The organism is Campylobacter concisus (genome assembly GCF_002092845.1).
Classification (GTDB): domain Bacteria; phylum Campylobacterota; class Campylobacteria; order Campylobacterales; family Campylobacteraceae; genus Campylobacter_A; species Campylobacter_A concisus_AQ.
This window is the reverse complement of record NZ_LVXF01000038.1, coordinates 1-16,744: the sequence shown is the minus strand read 5'-3', so window position 1 is coordinate 16,744 and position 16,744 is coordinate 1. Positions and strand designations below refer to the sequence as shown.

The 16,744-nt window shown below is 39.8% G+C and carries 15 protein-coding genes; 5 read left to right on the top strand and 10 right to left on the bottom strand.

The features are described 5' to 3' along the window. Positions 1 to 56 precede the first annotated feature (56 nt). Positions 57 to 1,118: a tyrosine-type recombinase/integrase gene (locus tag A3854_RS06925; protein ID WP_084041864.1), complete on the top strand. Its 1,062-nt coding sequence runs from the start codon at positions 57 to 59 to the stop codon at positions 1,116 to 1,118. Between the two features lie 222 nt (positions 1,119 to 1,340). On the opposite strand, the gene A3854_RS06920 is transcribed toward A3854_RS06925, so the two are convergent. The 7 genes from A3854_RS06920 to A3854_RS06890 form a co-directional block, all read right to left on the bottom strand. Next, positions 1,341 to 4,331 carry a molybdopterin dinucleotide binding domain-containing protein gene (locus A3854_RS06920; RefSeq protein ID WP_084041863.1) on the bottom strand — a complete coding sequence of 997 codons (2,991 nt, stop codon included), beginning with the start codon at positions 4,329 to 4,331 and terminating at the stop codon, positions 1,341 to 1,343. A gap of 13 nt (positions 4,332 to 4,344) precedes the next feature. Beyond that, positions 4,345 to 5,082, bottom strand: a complete 738-nt coding sequence (locus A3854_RS06915) for a 4Fe-4S dicluster domain-containing protein (RefSeq protein WP_084041862.1) — start codon at positions 5,080 to 5,082, stop codon at positions 4,345 to 4,347. Between the two features lie 192 nt (positions 5,083 to 5,274). Then, positions 5,275 to 6,408 carry a glycerate kinase family protein gene (locus A3854_RS06910; RefSeq protein WP_084041861.1) on the bottom strand — a complete coding sequence of 378 codons (1,134 nt, stop codon included), beginning with the start codon at positions 6,406 to 6,408 and terminating at the stop codon, positions 5,275 to 5,277. Beyond that, positions 6,405 to 7,799 carry a GntP family permease gene (locus tag A3854_RS06905; RefSeq protein WP_084041860.1) on the bottom strand — a complete coding sequence of 465 codons (1,395 nt, stop codon included), beginning with the start codon at positions 7,797 to 7,799 and terminating at the stop codon, positions 6,405 to 6,407. The genes A3854_RS06910 and A3854_RS06905 overlap by 4 nt, the downstream gene beginning before the upstream one ends. Positions 7,800 to 7,964: 165 nt before the next feature. Beyond that, complete coding sequence (locus tag A3854_RS06900; protein WP_257639888.1) at positions 7,965 to 8,933, bottom strand: phospholipase A; 969 nt, start codon at positions 8,931 to 8,933, stop codon at positions 7,965 to 7,967. After that, entirely contained in the window at positions 8,923 to 9,498 is a 576-nt protein-coding gene (locus A3854_RS06895; protein WP_084041859.1) for a molybdenum cofactor guanylyltransferase, read from the bottom strand. The genes A3854_RS06900 and A3854_RS06895 overlap by 11 nt, the downstream gene beginning before the upstream one ends. Before the next feature lie 105 nt (positions 9,499 to 9,603). Continuing rightward, on the bottom strand, positions 9,604 to 10,092 hold the full coding sequence (locus A3854_RS06890) for a DUF7832 domain-containing protein (RefSeq protein ID WP_084041858.1): 489 nt from the start codon (positions 10,090 to 10,092) through the stop codon (positions 9,604 to 9,606). A 127-nt stretch (positions 10,093 to 10,219) separates the two neighbouring features. On the opposite strand from A3854_RS06890, the gene A3854_RS06885 reads away from it, so the two are divergent. After that, positions 10,220 to 10,477, top strand: coding sequence for a SemiSWEET family transporter (locus A3854_RS06885; protein ID WP_021091682.1), 258 nt, complete (start codon positions 10,220 to 10,222; stop codon positions 10,475 to 10,477). 65 nt (positions 10,478 to 10,542) lie between these two features. Here A3854_RS06885 and A3854_RS06880 read toward each other — a convergent pair whose 3' ends face one another. From A3854_RS06880 to A3854_RS06870, 3 genes are all read right to left on the bottom strand, one after another. Further along, positions 10,543 to 11,010 carry a hypothetical protein gene (locus A3854_RS06880; RefSeq protein WP_084041857.1) on the bottom strand — a complete coding sequence of 156 codons (468 nt, stop codon included), beginning with the start codon at positions 11,008 to 11,010 and terminating at the stop codon, positions 10,543 to 10,545. Between the two features lie 8 nt (positions 11,011 to 11,018). Further along, positions 11,019 to 12,284, bottom strand: a complete 1,266-nt coding sequence (gene leuC / locus A3854_RS06875; RefSeq protein WP_084041856.1) for a 3-isopropylmalate dehydratase large subunit — start codon at positions 12,282 to 12,284, stop codon at positions 11,019 to 11,021. Positions 12,285 to 12,368: 84 nt separating this feature from the next. Further along, complete coding sequence (locus tag A3854_RS06870; RefSeq protein ID WP_084041855.1) at positions 12,369 to 14,480, bottom strand: TonB-dependent siderophore receptor; 2,112 nt, start codon at positions 14,478 to 14,480, stop codon at positions 12,369 to 12,371. Between the two features lie 234 nt (positions 14,481 to 14,714). On the opposite strand from A3854_RS06870, the gene A3854_RS06865 reads away from it, so the two are divergent. From A3854_RS06865 to A3854_RS09700, 3 genes are read left to right on the top strand one after another with little or no spacing between them, the layout of a single operon-like run. Then, a complete protein-coding gene (locus A3854_RS06865) occupies positions 14,715 to 16,037 on the top strand; it encodes an NFACT RNA binding domain-containing protein (protein ID WP_084041854.1) in 1,323 nt (440 codons plus the stop codon). A 3-nt stretch (positions 16,038 to 16,040) separates the two neighbouring features. Next, positions 16,041 to 16,385 (top strand): hypothetical protein, encoded by a 345-nt coding sequence (locus A3854_RS06860; RefSeq protein WP_084041853.1) that lies wholly within the window; start codon positions 16,041 to 16,043, stop codon positions 16,383 to 16,385. Then, on the top strand, positions 16,382 to 16,648 hold the full coding sequence (locus A3854_RS09700; protein ID WP_084041852.1) for an Rrf2 family transcriptional regulator: 267 nt from the start codon (positions 16,382 to 16,384) through the stop codon (positions 16,646 to 16,648). Before A3854_RS06860 ends, A3854_RS09700 begins: the two co-directional genes overlap by 4 nt. The last annotated feature ends 96 nt before the right edge of the window (positions 16,649 to 16,744 follow it).

Sequence of the window (16,744 nt, the reverse complement as noted above, 5' to 3'; positions counted from 1 at the left end):
ATTTTATAAAATTTCAAATATAATACTTTTCAAAATAAAATTTTAAGGTTATTGGTTTGAAATATCCGCTTGATTGTAAAGATAATTTTGAAAACTCATTTATATTTTGGCTTACTCGCTATGTCAAATTTAAACTTAGCTCACTTTCAAATAAAGAGCTTAGGGATCCAAAGGCACTTTCGAGTGTGAATTACGCTCTAAGCCGTGAGGTAAAGAACATTGACCAGCTTGATGGCTTGGTAAAAAGCGCGAGAAATGCAGGGCTTACCGGCATAAATACCTACTTTAATCCACTTAAAAAAATATATGAAACAATGAAATTTTACGAGCTTAGCAGCCTAAAACAGATCGACGAAGAGCTGCTAAGCGAAATATTAGCTAGTACGACTGGTGGGCTAAGTGATGCTAGCAAGAAAAATTACCGCATCTCAGTGATAAATTTCTTTGCGTTTTTAGACAAACAAAACGAAGAGGATGGCAAGGCCCATGTTTTTGATATAAATTTAAAAAACTGGGGTGGAGTGAGTGGCAATAAAGGGCAAAAGTTACCTGAGTTTATGGGCGAAGATGAGGTCAAGAAATTTCTTGATGCGATCGAGGAGAGTGATTTTAAGCAAAACTCAAATCGAAATAAGCTCATCATCAAAACTATCATTTTTACTGGCATTCGTGTGAGCGAGGCTCTAAATTTAAAGCGAAAGGACATCACTGAAGATGGCGATCTTTTTATCATTAGGATCCGAGGCAAAGGCAACAAATACCGCATCGTTATGATAAAACGACACTTAATAGAAGCTCATCTAAACGCGATCGCAATAAACTACATAAACAAAGAAGGCTATCTTTTCATCAATAAAAAAGGTACCAGACTGACGCAAGCCTATGTAAGTCGCATAGTGGAGCAGATCCTTTTTAAGGCTGGCATCAGAAAAGAGAAAAATGGTGCTCACATGCTACGCCACACCTTTGCAACGATGCTTTACAAAAAGCAAAAAGACCTAGTCTTAGTGCAAGAAGCCTTAGGCCATGCAAGCTTAAATACCTCACGAATTTACACTCACTTTGATAGCGACAAGCTAAAACTTGCTGCAAAAGTGGCTGAGGATCTAGCAAACTAGAGCGCTTAAAGCCAAAGCAAACTAGCAATACTAAATTTAACTCATGCAAAATTTAAAATATTATCTAACTATGAAACCCTATAAATATATGAGGAAATTTTAGCTTGCAAGCAGCCTAAAAGCTTGCTCTGTATCTAAATTTACAATCCACCAGTCAAAAGCTCTTACAAAAAGTGAAATTTGGCAAGCAAATTTTACTCTACTCACCAAATTTATATCAAACTAGCTGATTTTCCTTATCTTTGCAGGAAGTGCTTGTCTAGCACAAGTACCAACCAACCAGTCATTTAGGCTAAATTCGCCATTTCTTTTTGGATCAAGAAGTCCGAGCTTGTTGTGATTGACCCCTTTTTCTAAATTTGCGATCCCAAAAGCTGACTTTCCATCGACGATGTGCGTTCTTATACCAAACTCATCATGACCAAATCCATGCTCGATACTAATAACCCCGCTAGCAACGCCGTCTGTCACAAATGCCTCACCAACTTGCGCACCATAAGGCGTAGTTACTTTAACCTTATCGCCTGAGCGAATGCCCTGCTCACTTGCAACATCTGGTGCTATCCTTATGAAGTTGCTAGGATGAACAGCTCTTAGCCTTGGGCTAACAAAGGTGTAGAAGTGTTGGATATTTGACTTTCTTGAGCTCACTGTGTATTTCCACTCAGAGCGTGGGAAAAATTTCTCAAGCGGTGTGCCATCACTTGCTACTGGTAGCATCAGACTTGGCACTCCTGGCATAAATTCGCCTGTTATTGAGTGCCTGTGTCCGCCAAGTGGCTCATAGTAGATAGAAGCTGGCGTAGGCGCTGGCACTTTTACGGTTGCTTTATCACCCTTATATGCGCTCTCGTAGCTACCATATCTGCCGCCTTTTGCTAGTATGTGCGCTACTTTTGGCTTCTCTTCGTCTTTTAGATAAGGATCGAGTTTTGTCATCACTCTTGATATCTTACTAAGCTTTTTGTCCTCGTCGCTTATATCTTTCACACCCTCACCATCAAAGGCTAAATTTGCTAGTGCAGCCGCGTAATACTGCTCTTTTACGTCAAGGTCCATGAAATTTCCGTCTTTGTCTTTGAAGGCATTTTTGCCAAAGCCTTTTAGTCCAAGCCTCTTTGCCACGGCTATATAAAATGCCTCAACGTCGATCGCGCCGCCGTTTTTATCCTTTGCCTGCTTTGAGCTAACAGCTGGATAGCGCACGACTGAAGTTTTAGCGATCGTTCCCCAAAGAGAGTTTGGAAGCGCCCAGTTTTCTAAATTTACCCCATCTGGTACGATGTAGTCAGCATAGGCGTTTGTCTCGTTCATAAAGGCGTCTATGCCCACAAAAAGTGGTAAATTTTTACTATCTTTTAGTACGTCTAAAACCGCTTTTTCAAGTCCTGCTTGGCCGTAAAGTACGTTTGTCATGTAGTTTATGAAAACTTTTACTTTGTATGGATAGCCAGCCTTGTGGCTCGTAAGAGTTTCGTTTACAAGTGGCATAGAAATAGGATACCATGGCTGAGTTGATGGATAGCCGCTGCCGCCAGCTGCTACTTTGCGTTTATACTCAGAGCTTGTTTCGTAGTATTTGCCTGATCTTGATAAATTTAGACCATTTGGCTTATAAGCACCCTCAAAGCTCTCAAGGTCATATCTGCCCTTTAAAAACTCGTGTGTGCCAGCACTTGCATTGACGTTGCCGCCTTTGTAGCCGTAAGTACCCATTAGTGTGTTTAGACAAAGGATCGCAAAAGTAGTCATACCAGCTTGTGTATGCATCATACCGCCATGTACGTTTGTACTCACCTGTCTGCCATTTTTGGTGAAATTTTCGCAAAGCCAAATGATATCTTCAATGCTTACACCACAAATTTTTGAGTACTCCTCTAAGCTATGCTTATAAGCTGACTCTTTTAAAAGCTGCATCGAGCTTTTAACCTCGACTTTTTTGCCGTCTATTAAAATTTTGCCTTTGTAGTAGAGCTTGGCTGGTTCATTTACCTTGTAGCTTTGTATCTTGCCATCTTGCGAGCAGACCTGCCACTCGTTATTGATAAGTGCAAATTTGCCGTAGTCTTTGTGGTCTTTTTCGGTGATGACTAGATGCGTGGCGTTGCACCAGTGTATCTCGCCTGCTAGCTTTGCTTGGTCTAAATTTGGCTGGATAAGGTAGTTTGTAGCGTATTTTTCATTTTCTATTATCCAACGTATCATCGCCATAGCTAGAGCTGAGTCGGTGCCTGGCTTTATCGCTATCCAGCGGCCTTTGTCCGAAGAGGCGTATTTTACAGCATTTGTAACACTTGGATCAACTACTGCATAGGCAAAGTCATCTCTAGTGCCTCTTGCATAAGAGAGCATTTTTGCCTGTTTTTGGAAAGGGTTGCCGCCATTTGACGGCGAAGTGCCCCAGTAGATGACAAATTTAGAGTTTTCATAGTCTGGTTTTGTATGTGCAAAGCCCTTTGCGTTGTGCGCAATCTTACCACCGACCCTAAAGCCGCCGCCGCAAATTCCGCCGTGTGAGTAGTGATTTATAGTGCCAAATGACTTTTTGACAAAGCGATCAACGATGTCAGAGCGTCCGTCATATAGATAAAAACTTAAAAATTGATTGCGTTTGGTACCATATTCTGGGTTTTCGCTGTCGATTAGCTCGTCGCTATATATCGCTCTTAGCCCATCAACATGCCCCTCGCCAAAGAGATCTCCGCCCTCCACTACCTCTTCTACTAGCTGCTCAAAGCTTATGCTCTTCCACTTGCCTTCGCCTCTTTTGCCAACTCTTTTTAGCGGAGTTAATATCCTTGCAGGTGAGTCTATCATCTCAGGCAATATCGCTCCTCTAGCACAAACTGTGGCTCGCTTTTCGTCTTTGCCGCTTAGTGTTGTGGCAAGAAGTGCATCATTTATAGATGTGTTAAAATTTGCCCAGTGTACGTTTGAGAGTGGGTGGTATGGGTTGCCACTACATCTTAAAACTCGGTCGTTTTTATCGTCCACATGAAGCCTTATGCCACACTTCGTTGTACAGCCGTGGCACATAGAAAAGACAACGCTATGTCCATCGCTAAGTGAAATTTTGCCGTCCTTTACTCGAAATTCAGGCTCTAGTGAGTTTGCCTGCGGTTTATAGTCGTCTTTTCCCCCATCTGCTAGCACAGCGCTCGTAGCTACCGTTGAGAGTACAGCTGATCTTTTTAAAAATTCTCTTCTTTGCATTACTTATTTCCTTTTACTGTGCTATCTCTTCGCTCCAGCTGATAACCTTTTTATATCCATTATCAAGCTCGAGTTTCTTATCGTTTTTAGCCAAAATTTCGCTAACGCCGTGGTAGAACACCTGCGGATTTGTATTTTTAGGGCTATCTATAACCATAGTCTCATGTGTGGCTAGAAATTTTCTAATATTTGAGTTAGGATCATTAAGATCGCCTATTATACGGCTACCACCCACACAGCTCTCTACACATGCTGGCTGAAGCCCTGCTCTTAGTCTGTGATCACAAAAGGTACATTTATCGGCCTTATAGGTATGCAGGCTAAGATATCTTGCGTGATATGGACAGGCCTCTACGCAAAGCGCACAGCCTATGCACTCTTTTGTATCAATCTTTACTATACCATTACTTCTTTGATGGCTAGCACCAGTTGGACAAACACTAATACAGGCTGGATTGTTGCAATGGTTGCAAAGTCTTGGAAGTGACGCAATGACTGCCATTTTGCCGCTTTTATCTCTTGCCTCGTACTCGGAAACAATGGTTCTAAAAGCGCCTGGCTGAACGTCGTTTTCTAACATACAGCTCATAGTACATGACTGACATCCAACACATCTTGTTAGATCTATCGCCATGCCGTAGCGAACACTACTACCGCTAAAGTCCTTTGGTGCAGCCTTTAGTGCGGTCGTAGCAAAAAATAATCCTGCAGCTGCAATGAAGCTGCGACGAGAATTTAAGGTCTGTTGCATAAAATTCTCCTTTCTTTTTAGAATTTTTTCTTATTTTAGCATAGTAAATATTTTTTCTAAAGTTTATTTTATATTTTTGCAAAATGTATTAAATTTTGAGAATTTTTGTAGCACTTAAAAGATAGAATTTGGATAGTAAAATTTAGAAAGAAGTGGAAAAAAGATAGAAAATAAACTTCTATCTTCTTAAATTTATGCTTTGTAGTTTAGCATATAAAGGCGAATGACTTGCTCCGCTGTCATCTTTAAATTTCTAATCGCGACATCTTTTCTCATCGCTTCTTCAAGACTCACTGGCTCATTTAATATACAAAAATAGGCATCAATCCCATTTTTGTGGCAATCTTTGGCACATTTTTGCACGCTTCCAGCAAATGCGATCACTGGCTTATGATACTTTTTTGCTAGTTTTGCAACCCCAGTTGGTGTCTTGCCCATTGAGCTTTGAAAGTCCATACGGCCTTCACCAGTGATGACTAGATCAGCCTTTTTGATCTCATCTTCAAGCGCGATAGTCTGCGTAATGATCTCAATACCTGGGCGAAGTTTCGCTCCTAAAAATGCCACGAATGCAAAGCCAAGTCCGCCAGCGGCACCAGCACCTTTTTGTGTATGAAATTTGCTATTAGTCTTTTCCTTTACAAGAGTTGCAAAGTGTTTTAGTCCATCATCAAGCTCTTTTACCATACGGCCATTTGCACCCTTTTGAGGGGCATAAACGTGAGCTGCTCCATTCATGCCATAAAGCGGATTATCTACATCGCAGGCGATTAAAAATTCGCAATCCTTTAGCTCTTTTAAAGCATCTTCATCTGTAAACTCATAAATTTTGGCTAAATTCTCACCTTTTCCTTCAAGTAAAGCACCATTTTTATCATAAAATTTAAAGCCAAGTGCGCTAAGCATGCCTGTACCAGCGTCATTTGTCGCACTTCCGCCGATGCCAATGATAAATTTTCTAGCGCCTTTAGCAATGGCATCTTTTATCATCTGACCAAAACCAAATGTGCTAGTCTTTAGTGGATTTCTCTCATCTGGATTTATGAGTGTAAGGCCAGAAGCACTTGACATTTCAAGTATTGCAAGGTCATCTTTTAGTGCATATCTAGCTAAAATTTCAATTCCAAGTGGATTTTTAACTATCGTATCTATAAATTTTGCACCAAGTGCATCAGCCATCGCCTCTACACTACCCTCGCCACCATCTGCGATAGGCTTGACAACGACCTCGCAGCCAATCTCTTCTAGTCCTTCTTTTACAGCAAGGCCCGCTTCAAGAGAGCTAAGCGAGCCTTTTAATGAATCAATCGCAACTAAAATTCTCATAAAAGCACCAAAGATAAGATATAAACGCTAATTATACCAACGATGCCCATTATAAACGTCATAGCTGTTTGTGTGCGATATCCTTGTTCTGCGCTCATCTTGCTAAAATTTGTCACAACCCAGAAGTAGCTGTCATTTGCGTGAGATACGCACATCGCACCAGATGCTATCGCCATGACACAAAGTGCAGCTGAAATTTCACTCGTAAAGCCAAGTATTTGCATGAGTGAGTTGTCGGCACTAAACGCACCCATGATAGACGCTGTCGTGATGATAGCCACGGTCGAGCTTCCTTGAGCGGTTTTTAGTACGGCCGAGATGATGAATGGGAAGAAAATTCCTATCGCTTTTATGGCGGTTGCGTTTTCTTTTATGAAATTTACAAAGCCAGCCTCAGTGATGACATTACCCAAAACACCGCCAGCTGCAGTGATAAAGAGTATCGGTCCAGCGATCTTTAAAGATTCGTTCGTGATGTGGTCAAATTCTCTTATCTTTCTGGCTTCTACTAATAAAAACACGCAAAAGATCACGCCGATTGCAAGAGCAATGATAGGGTTTCCTAAAAATAAAAGTATCTTTGGCAAGAGAGCCGTTTTATCAAACATGCCTTGTTTTGCTAAAACATCGACAATAGAGCCGATCGCCATAAAAATGATAGGCATGATGATAGGTGCAAGACTCAAAAATCTACTAGGTAGCGTGCCAAATTTCTTTAAAAGCTCTTCGTAGCTAGCTGTTATAGTAGCGTCAGCATCTTTGTCGCTGATAGTCACGCTTTTGCCAACACTCTTTGAAAAGAAATAAACAGCTATCAACACAGGCACTGAAACGACTGTTCCCATGATGATAACAAGGAGTAAATTTCCGCCAAGACCAAGTGTTCCTGCAGCTGCTATTGGGCCAGGAGTTGGCGGGATAAAGACGTGAGATGCGTATAGACCACCACTAAGTGCGACTGACATAGCGACTGGGCTTGCTGAAATTTTCTTATAAAGTGCCTCGCGAATAGAGTTTAAAACGACAAATCCACTATCGCAAAATACCGGTATACCAACAACCCAGCCCATGATGAGCATAGCAAGCTCTGGACGCTTTTGTCCAACTAGCTTAACAACCATATCAGCTAGCTTTAGTGCAGCTCCCGTTTTTTCAAGCACGGTACCGATGATCGTTCCAAAGATAATAACGATACCGATACTCTTAAATGTGCCACTAAAACCGACACCTATCATCGCTGGGATCTTGGACAGATCAATGCCTGCGACGATCGCAAGAACCAAAGAAATGCTCATAAGTGCCAAAAATGGATGCACTTTTAGCTTAGAGATCATAACGATCATAAGCATGATAGCTACAACAAAACAGACAATTAGTGAGATTCCGCTCATAAAAACTCCTTTGCTCTGAGATTTTGCTTAAGATTTTAGCAAAATTTGCTTGTATTTTTTCTAATATTTTTAAGTTTTTTGATTAATTAAATTTTTTGACATATTTGAGTAAATTTATGACTATTTGCCTAAATTTAGCCATTTTATAAGCTTAAAATTTTTAGCTTATTTTAAAACAACAAAACCAAGACCAAATTTATCAGTATGCCTATTATAATCAATCAAACTCTCGCCATATCCAGTAAAATACTGCAAATAGCCATAAACTCCGGTTGAGAAGATAGGAAACATATATGAAATTTCAGCAGCACCTTTATTTGTTTTATCAAAATGTAAGTTATTTCTTAGCATTAGGCTAAAAATATGATCATTAAGGTTGTAGCTAAGCCTTACATCGCCATGCCCGATGTATTTTAATATATCTTTATTGTCACCCTTATTGCCCACTACCATCCAAGCTCTTGGCGAAATGCTAAGCTTGCCAAAAACAAAATCACTTTGCACATAAGCTCTATTCCAGCTTCTTGAATTGCTACCATCTCGTCCATTTGACTCATGCAAAAGTCCAAATTTTAGGTTTTTTACACCTATTTGATCCAAATATTTTGGCGAAGCAAAATTTAGAAAAATTTCTGGCTGATAGTTTGTCTCACGAAACGGTGCTGAAGTTCTTGTTATCTGCCACCAAGATGTCTGTGTGTAGGCTGCCACAAGGCTCTCTCTAAATCCAAACAGGTCATAAAACAACGGCTTTGCAAGGCTTATTTGAAACTTGGTTTCAACGCTCTTTCGCTCATCGTTTGGCACATTTTTGGCATAAGTTACTGGCAAAAGGTAGTTAAATTTATAAAGCTCGATACCAAGTGCATTTTGTAAATTTTTACCACTTTTATCTTCTCTTAAAAGATCAGCTTGCTTTAGCTTCGCCTCTCTTGGCGCTGGCTCGCTCTCTTGCACATTTTGCACAACATTTTGCTCGCTTAAAGAGCTTTTGGCTAGCTCTTTATAAATTTGCATCGCAGCCTTTATGTCGCCACTTTGCTCCAGCTCTTGTGCTCTTTTAAAATCATCTAGCCCACTTGCCATCAAAAAACTAAGACTAAGGCTTAAAAATAATAAAATTTTACTCATCATCTATCTTCTTTTCTTGGATTTTCTTTGCCATTTCGTATTCGTCAGGGAAATTTACATTAAAAAACTGCTCACTATCTTTAAAATTTACGACTTTGCATTTACAGCCTTTTCTCAAAAGTCCGATTTTATGCTCATTTTTTAAATAAAACTCATGAGCCAAAATGGCAAGCCTTGGACTAAAAAAACCACAAAGTGAGTGGATGTGCTCATTATCACTGGCCACAACCATATCAAATTCATCTTTAAATTTAACAAGCTCTTTAAGGCTAGAAAGATCAAAAAATGGCATATCAGCTGGTATCACAAAAATGCTATGATCAAAATTTTTAAGAATGGAGTAAAGTGCGAGCATTGGCGAATAGTTATTGCTATTTTCATCTTTTATAAGCTTTAGTGGCGGGCTAAATTTCTCAAATTTTGAGCTTACATAAACTTCGTCAAAAACTTTGCTAAATTTCGCAACCTCATAATGAGTAAGCGTTTTAAAACCACCAAATGGCAAAAGTGTCTTATCTTGCCCCATACGCGAGCTTTTGCCACCTGCTAAAATCACGCAAGTTTGCATCTTTTCCCTTAAGAAAGTTATGAGGCTAAATTTAGCTAAAAGCGGCTTTGATCTACCAAAAATATGTGATAAAAACTTATTTTTGTTTATGCTACTTGTAAAATTTTAAGCCTGCTTTGCCATTTTCATTGTTAAAAATTCCTCGTAGCGACGATCAATGATGGCTTTGATCAAGGCATAGTTTTCTTGTGAGTTTTCTATATAAAAATAGGCGTTATCAAAGTATTTTTCACCAAATTTTTTCGAAACAAAATCCGTATAATCCTGCAAATACCAACCATACATTTTGGCAAATTTTGTCCGATCAGTCGTATAGTAAGTTTTTGCAAAGGCTTTACCAGCAGTATTAAGCTCCGCGCTTCCAAGTACACCGTCCATAGCGTCAAAAAGATACTGACGATAGTTAAAATTTTCGTCCATCTGTGCTATATCGTCCGCAAAATCTGCCGCAAATTCCTTTGAATAAAATTTGTGTTCCATGCACCAGCGAAAGAAAAATGCAATGTGTGTCGCACCGTTTTCATGCGGTATATCAGTCGGCGCATCTTTCGCACCCCAATGCCATTTTGCTTTGTCATATACTATATCTGGCATTTTTATCCTTTTAAAATGCTCAATTTTACTAAAACCATCTTAATCGCAGTAAAAATTATGGCTATTTTATCCATTTGCTTGCTACGATTTAAAAAGATATAATGGCGCTTTTATTTAAGGAGAAGCAATGAGCGAAAAAAATCTACAAATTTTAGGCTGGATCGGCACATGCCTATCAGTTGTTATGTACTTTTCATACATCCCACAAATAATGGGCAACCTTGATGGCAACAAGACGCCTTTTATACAGCCACTGGCAGCCGCACTAAACTGCACAATCTGGACAAGCTACGGCCTATTAAAAGCTAAAAAAGACTATCCACTTTCTGCTGCAAACTTTCCAGGTATAATCTTTGGTCTTTTGGCAACTATAACAGCGTTTTAATGCACCGTTTAGTTGTTGTGGCGATTTTACAATAAAACATTATTTGCTTCGCCGAAACAACTAATTTATAGTGTTTGCGCTATTTTGGCTAACTTTTCTTTAATTATATTGCCTTTTGAGCTTAGCGAAAAGATCATTTGTACTAGCTCCTCAGTTGTTGCCTCTATTCTTTTGTCATCACTATCTAAAGTTCTGAATTTGTTTAGGATAAGCGGACCGAATTCTTGATATGTAGACATAAAATCCTTATGGTCCTCTTGCAGTTCTGGTGCGTAAAAACTGATAAGCGAGTGTAATTTACCAATTTCAAATTTTGGATTTTCTATATTTAAATTTGGATTTATTAATAAAGCTACTTTGTAATGTATTCCCCCTAAAATATCCCCAACTATAATAAACGCTTCCTCTAGCTTTTGTCGCCTGAGTTTATTTTTCTCTTTTTTCGTGTTTAGATTAGCGTACACCCATTGCGCACACATTGTTAGGACTGCACCAAGTACAATTTTCAATGAGTCAGATATCAAACTATCCATATTATTTTTTATAAGTCCCTTGGATCGGCGATTTTACCTGCTATGGCTGAAGCCGCCACAACTGCTGAGTTAGCTAGATAAATTTCACTCGTTCTATCGCCCATACGTCCGACAAAATTTCTATTTGTTGTTGAGATACAGCGCTCATTTGCGCCTAAAATTCCCATATATCCGCCAAGACAAGCGCCACATGTTGGATTGCTCACGACCGCTCCTGCTTCGATGAAAATATCGATTAGTCCCTCTTTTTCGGCAGCCCTTGCGATCTTTTGCGTCGCTGGAGTGATGATGAGCCTTGTCTTGCGAGCTACTTTTTTGCCTTTTAAAATTTGTGCTGCGATGCGAAGGTCGCTTAGGCGGCCATTTGTGCATGAACCGATAAATGCTTGATCAATGGCTAAATCGTCACGAACCGCTTGTCTTACGCTCTTGCCGTTGCTTGGCAAAAATGGATATGCGATAACTGGATCAAGATTAGTCACATCTATCTCTAAAATTTTGTCGTATTTTGCACCCTCGTCTGAGTAGAAAAATTTTGGTTTATCGCGTAAATTTTTATCTTTTAAAAACTCTTTTGTGATCTCATCAACCGCGATGATACCGCTCTTTGCACCAGCTTCGATCGCCATGTTGCACATTGAAAATCTATCATCCATGCTAAGGCCCTCTATCACCTCGCCGCTAAACTCAAGTGCCTTGTAAAGTGCACCATCAACGCCTATTTGGCGGATGATCTCAAGGATAAGGTCCTTGCCGTAGACGTGCTTATCAAGCTTGCCTTTAAATATGACTTTAATGCTCTCAGGCACTTTAAACCAGTTTTTACCAGTGATCATCGCATAAGCTAGGTCGGTACTGCCCATGCCGGTGCTAAACGCTCCAAGAGCGCCGTGTGTACAGGTGTGGCTGTCTGCGCCGATTATGACGTCACCTGGGATGACTAGCCCCTTTTCAGGCAAAAGTGCATGCTCGATGCCCATATCTTTTTCATCAAAATAGTTTTTAAGGTCGTGTTTGTAGACAAATTCGCGTGAAATTTTGGCTTGATTTGCGCTTAGGATATCTTTTGTCGGGATGTAGTGATCCATCACGATAGCAAAGCCGTCTGGATTGGCTAGCTTTTTAGCGCCGCTTCGCTCAAACTGCTTGATCGAAATAGGCGTCGTGATGTCGTTGCCTATGATCATATCGATCTTACTTTCGATGATCTCTCCAGCGCTTACCTCTTTGCCAACGTGATCTGAAAATATTTTCTCGGTGATAGTTTGTTTCATAAATTTCCTTTAAATTTTTGAGGCGATTTTAACGAAAATTGCTAAATTTAAAGAAAATTTACTAAGCCAAAAGGCCTAGTAAATTTAGAATTTAACGCTAGCGGTCAGCATAAACTGGCGAGCATAGCCTGGTTGTATCGGTATGATATTAGCCTGCGTGCCGGTCGATGAGGACGTATAATAAAGCTTGTCGGTTAAGTTTTTGACGTTAAACGAGAAATTCGTCTCGTAGCCCGCGATCTTGGTATCGTAGCTGATAAATGCGTCGTAAACGACCGCGTCGTCCATCTTAAAGCCAGTTCCCGCAGGTACGGCCAGTAAATTCGTCCTCATGTAGTAGGTGTACCATGAGCCAAAATACCTCGCTCCGCCGCCGATCCTTAGGCCTTTTGCGCCTAGGTGGCTAAAGTCGTAGTTGGCAAAGAGACTAGCTTGGTGCTTTGGCGTTGCTTCTAGCGGTTTGCCCACTAGCACGGCAAACGCTCCGCTATCCTTTCGCACCTCAGTTTTTGTGAATGCGTAGCTAGCGCCCACGCTTAGCCCTTGCGTCACGCGGCCGTTAAAGTCAAACTCAAATCCTCTCGAGCGCGCCTCGCCCACTGGCGTACTTACGCTATTTACGGTGCGCATGATGTTTTTCTTATTGATATTAAAAACCGCCGCGCTAGCCGTTATGCTATCGTTTTGAAATTTAGTTCCCAGCTCGACACTTTTGCCCTCTTCAGGCTTTATATCGCCGATATCGCCTTTCATAGCCATTTGCGGATTGAAACTTTGTGCGTAGTTGGTATAGACCGACCACTGAGGCGTTAGTAGATATAAAAGCCCAGTTTGCCACGTAAATTTGCCATCTTGCTGATCTGTGCTATTTGGTCCACTAGTTGTGCCGCGAGCTACTTGGTCGTAGTATTCATACCTAGTTCCTAAAGAGTAGATTAAGTTTTCAGTTAAATTTATGCTATCTTGTGCGTAAAATCCGATAGTTTTTAGCTTTTGGTACTGGATGCTTGACTCCCTGGCAGTTGGTAGTCCTACTCTTCCATAGATAGGATGATATATGTTTATGCTTAAGTGGTTACCCGTATCTTTTAGGCCACCTGGTCTATAGCGGTAGTATTCCTTTGCGTCGATGCCAAAGAGCAAGTTGTGTTCTATCTCACCTGTTTTAACATAGCCGTTTAAATTTAGTGATCCAGCATGTGTGCGGTGGATAAATCCGTCGTAATATTCGTTTCGCCTAGTTGCTGTGCCATTATTTAATACATTCATTAGCCTGATGTGGCCATACTCGTGCTTTGAGCGAGAAAATGCATAAGCGCCCTTTAGTAGCCAGTTTTCGCCGAGATTTTTCTCAAAATTTACATCTAGCGTGTCAAGCTTTGTTTTTAGCTTATTAAATGGCTCGTCAAGGCGTCTTTTCTTATCTATGGGTAGTAGTTTTCCAGTGCTTGGAATGAGATACATGCCTCGGTCAATCGGATCGGTCGAGCGTGTGTGCGCATAGGCTAAATTTATGCGGTAGTCATCGCCTTTATACGAAAGTGATGGCGCAAAGAGGAGGTTTTTATATTCGCCAAACTCTCTCCAGTAGTCCTTTTGCATAGTATCAAATATAAATCTATACGCAAACCCGCTCTCCGCAATAGGTCCTGTAGTGTCAAAGCCTGTATTCCAGTAGTTGCGGTTGCCGATACCAGCCCAAATTTCGTTTGCAAAGTCGTATTTTGGCTTTTTAGTGACCATATTTATGATGCCGCCTGGCTCTTGCGCGCCGTAGAGCAAGCTAGCCGGGCCTTTTAGCACCTCGACGCTTTCTACGGTTTTGTTAAAGCTATGCATGACGCTAGCGGGCACCCCGTTTCGCATGATCGAGCCGTCGCGTCCGCCACCAAATCCTCTTTTTATGATCGAGTCAAAGATGCCGCCCGTGGTATTTCCGTAGCTAACGCCGCTCACATTTTGAAGGCTCTCGGCTAGGGTCTCTGGTTTTTTATCCTTTAGCTGTTGTTGCGTTACGACGTTTACTGTCTGTGGTATCTCAAGAATTGGCGTATTTGTCTTGCCCACCTCACTCGTTGTGGCTCTGTAACCATCATCTGCGCTATCTTCAATGCTGATCCCATCTAAGCTTACATCAGTAGCATTTAAAGCAGAAATAGCAAAACAAAGCACCGCACTAATGCGAAATTTATTCATTTATCATCCCTTAAAAAATTTTTAATATTATAAAAATAGTTATCATTATATAAAAATACATTTTAAATTTTTATGAAAAAAATTTACGAAAAATTTATATTTTAATAACATTACAAATAAAACATTTCAAAAAATTAAACATGGATCAGAAAACAGATTTTTACTATTCTTGTCATAGCTAGCGATAAAGCTTTTATTAAAACATTTTTGCAACATTTCTGATATAATCCCCACATGAAGTACGCACATTTAGTTCAAATAGCAAGTTATTTATCAAATTTTACAAAGATAAACCAAGCAAAACGCATTAATGATATGGCTATTTTAATCGAATTTAATGGTGAGAAGATCATCTTTGATCTAAACAAATCAAACTCCGCTATCTACAAAGATGACGAGCTAAAAGAAGCAAAAATTTATCAAGCGCCATTTGATAACGTCCTAAAAAAGCGCTTTAACGCCTCTCATATAAAAAGCGTTGAGTGCTTGAAAGATAATAGAATTTTAAAATTTATCTGCACGCAAAGTGGCTCATATAAAAGTGAAAATTTTATCCTCTATCTTGAATTTACTGGTCGCTTTACAAATGCTGTGATAACTGATGAAAACAACGTAATAATCGAGGCGTTAAGACACATCGATAATAGCTACCGCAAAATAGAAACTGGTGAAGTTTTAAGAGAGCTTCCAGCTATCTCCATCAAAGAAAAACCGTGCGAGCCTATAACTGACTTTGAGGCGTTTTTTAAGGGCGAAGCGACCAGAGTAAATGAGTCCAGGATAGCTAGTTTAAAAGAGGCAAAGCTTACAAGCGTTCAAAAAAAGATATATAGCATGAGCGAAATTTTAAACTCACTTGAAGACAAAGATGAGCTAATGAGAAAGAGTGAAGAAGCTGCGAATTTAGGATCACTTTTGCTTGCAAATTTGGGAAATTTTAAGGGTTATAAGAGAGAAATTTGCCTGAAAGATTTTGATGGCAACGAGATAAAATTAACCCTTAGCGATACACCAAAAAATAGTGCAAATGAATTTTACGCAAGATCAAAAAAGCTTCGTGCAAAAGCCGTTGGTGTAGATATAGAAAAGAGAAATTTAAAAGAAAAAATCGAGTTTTTTAAAGGACTAAAATCTCTTTTAAAAAAAGCGAGCAGTCTTTATGAGCTTGAAATTTTAAGCCCAAAAAATAAGGCAAAACAAAGAGAGAGACATATAAAAGATGTAAGCGAAAATACTGAAATTTTTTACGTTAGAGAATTTAAAATTTTAGTTGGTAGAAACGAAAAAGGTAATATAAATTTGCTTGATATTGCCAAAAAAGACGATATATGGTTACATCTAAAGGATAGCCCAAGCGCCCATGTCATCATCAAGACAAACAAGAGTAGGGTGCCTGAAGATGTGCTAGAAATGGCAGCTAAATTTTGCGTGGAATTTAGCGTAAAAGGGGCTGGCAGATACGAGGTAGACTACACTAAGCGTGAAAATTTAAAACGTGAAAATGGCGCAAATGTCACTTATACGAACTATAAAACTATCATCATAAATAAAGGCTAAAAAATGGCTGTAACACCTTTAGGAAATAGCAACTTTATAAATCAAAATGCCCCAGTAGTATCACAAGTGCATGCAAATCAACAAGCTAGATTTGACATGCAGTCTTTGATGGCAGCTGAGCTTGCCTCGCAACAAAGTGAAGAGATCAAAGATGTTCGTCCGATGGAAGAGTCTTATAAAATAGATCCAGAAAAGGAGCATGAACGCCAAAAAAATGAAGAAGAGGCAAGTGAGTTTGAGAGCGAAAAACAAAATTCAAGAGATAGTGACGAAGAAGATTTGGACGATATAGCAGATAATGAGGAAATAGTGCCTAACGAACATCATATGCTTGATATAACTATTTGATACCTAAACACCCCAGGCCCACAAACGCCACATCTCAAGTCAGTGATACTCCCCAACACCTAACCCTCCTTCAAATCTTTAACGCAGTAAATGATAAAGAAAAACTTTTCAAGATCCACTCTGATTCACCTAAAGCCTGCCCGCTTGGTGGCAAGATCGAGGGACTCTTAACCAACCACCTCCTAAAAGCACAAGAAGCTTTAGAAGATAGTCTAAGAAGCATTACTTTACAAGATCTATTAGATGAACTTATTAATTTATAAAATTTAAAAAGTAGACAAACTAAGTTATAGAATTTAAAAATTAGGCAAATATATAAAAACCAATCTATTTTTTATTAGGAGCACCATGTGCTCCTA

Coding starts and splice junctions, on each gene's coding strand:
- A3854_RS06905 (WP_084041860.1), bottom strand. CDS start 7,799: ATGAGCGGAATCTCACTAATTGTCTGTTTTGTTGTAGCTATCATGCTT.
- A3854_RS06895 (WP_084041859.1), bottom strand. CDS start 9,498: ATGCAAACTTGCGTGATTTTAGCAGGTGGCAAAAGCTCGCGTATGGGG.
- A3854_RS06915 (WP_084041862.1), bottom strand. CDS start 5,082: ATGCAACAGACCTTAAATTCTCGTCGCAGCTTCATTGCAGCTGCAGGA.
- leuC (WP_084041856.1), bottom strand. CDS start 12,284: ATGAAACAAACTATCACCGAGAAAATATTTTCAGATCACGTTGGCAAA.
- A3854_RS06910 (WP_084041861.1), bottom strand. CDS start 6,408: ATGAGAATTTTAGTTGCGATTGATTCATTAAAAGGCTCGCTTAGCTCT.
- A3854_RS06920 (WP_084041863.1), bottom strand. CDS start 4,331: ATGCAAAGAAGAGAATTTTTAAAAAGATCAGCTGTACTCTCAACGGTA.
- A3854_RS06870 (WP_084041855.1), bottom strand. CDS start 14,480: ATGAATAAATTTCGCATTAGTGCGGTGCTTTGTTTTGCTATTTCTGCT.
- A3854_RS06880 (WP_084041857.1), bottom strand. CDS start 11,010: ATGGATAGTTTGATATCTGACTCATTGAAAATTGTACTTGGTGCAGTC.
- A3854_RS06860 (WP_084041853.1), top strand. CDS start 16,041: ATGGCTGTAACACCTTTAGGAAATAGCAACTTTATAAATCAAAATGCC.
- A3854_RS06890 (WP_084041858.1), bottom strand. CDS start 10,092: ATGCCAGATATAGTATATGACAAAGCAAAATGGCATTGGGGTGCGAAA.
- A3854_RS06885 (WP_021091682.1), top strand. CDS start 10,220: ATGAGCGAAAAAAATCTACAAATTTTAGGCTGGATCGGCACATGCCTA.
- A3854_RS06900 (WP_257639888.1), bottom strand. CDS start 8,933: ATGATGAGTAAAATTTTATTATTTTTAAGCCTTAGTCTTAGTTTTTTG.
- A3854_RS06865 (WP_084041854.1), top strand. CDS start 14,715: ATGAAGTACGCACATTTAGTTCAAATAGCAAGTTATTTATCAAATTTT.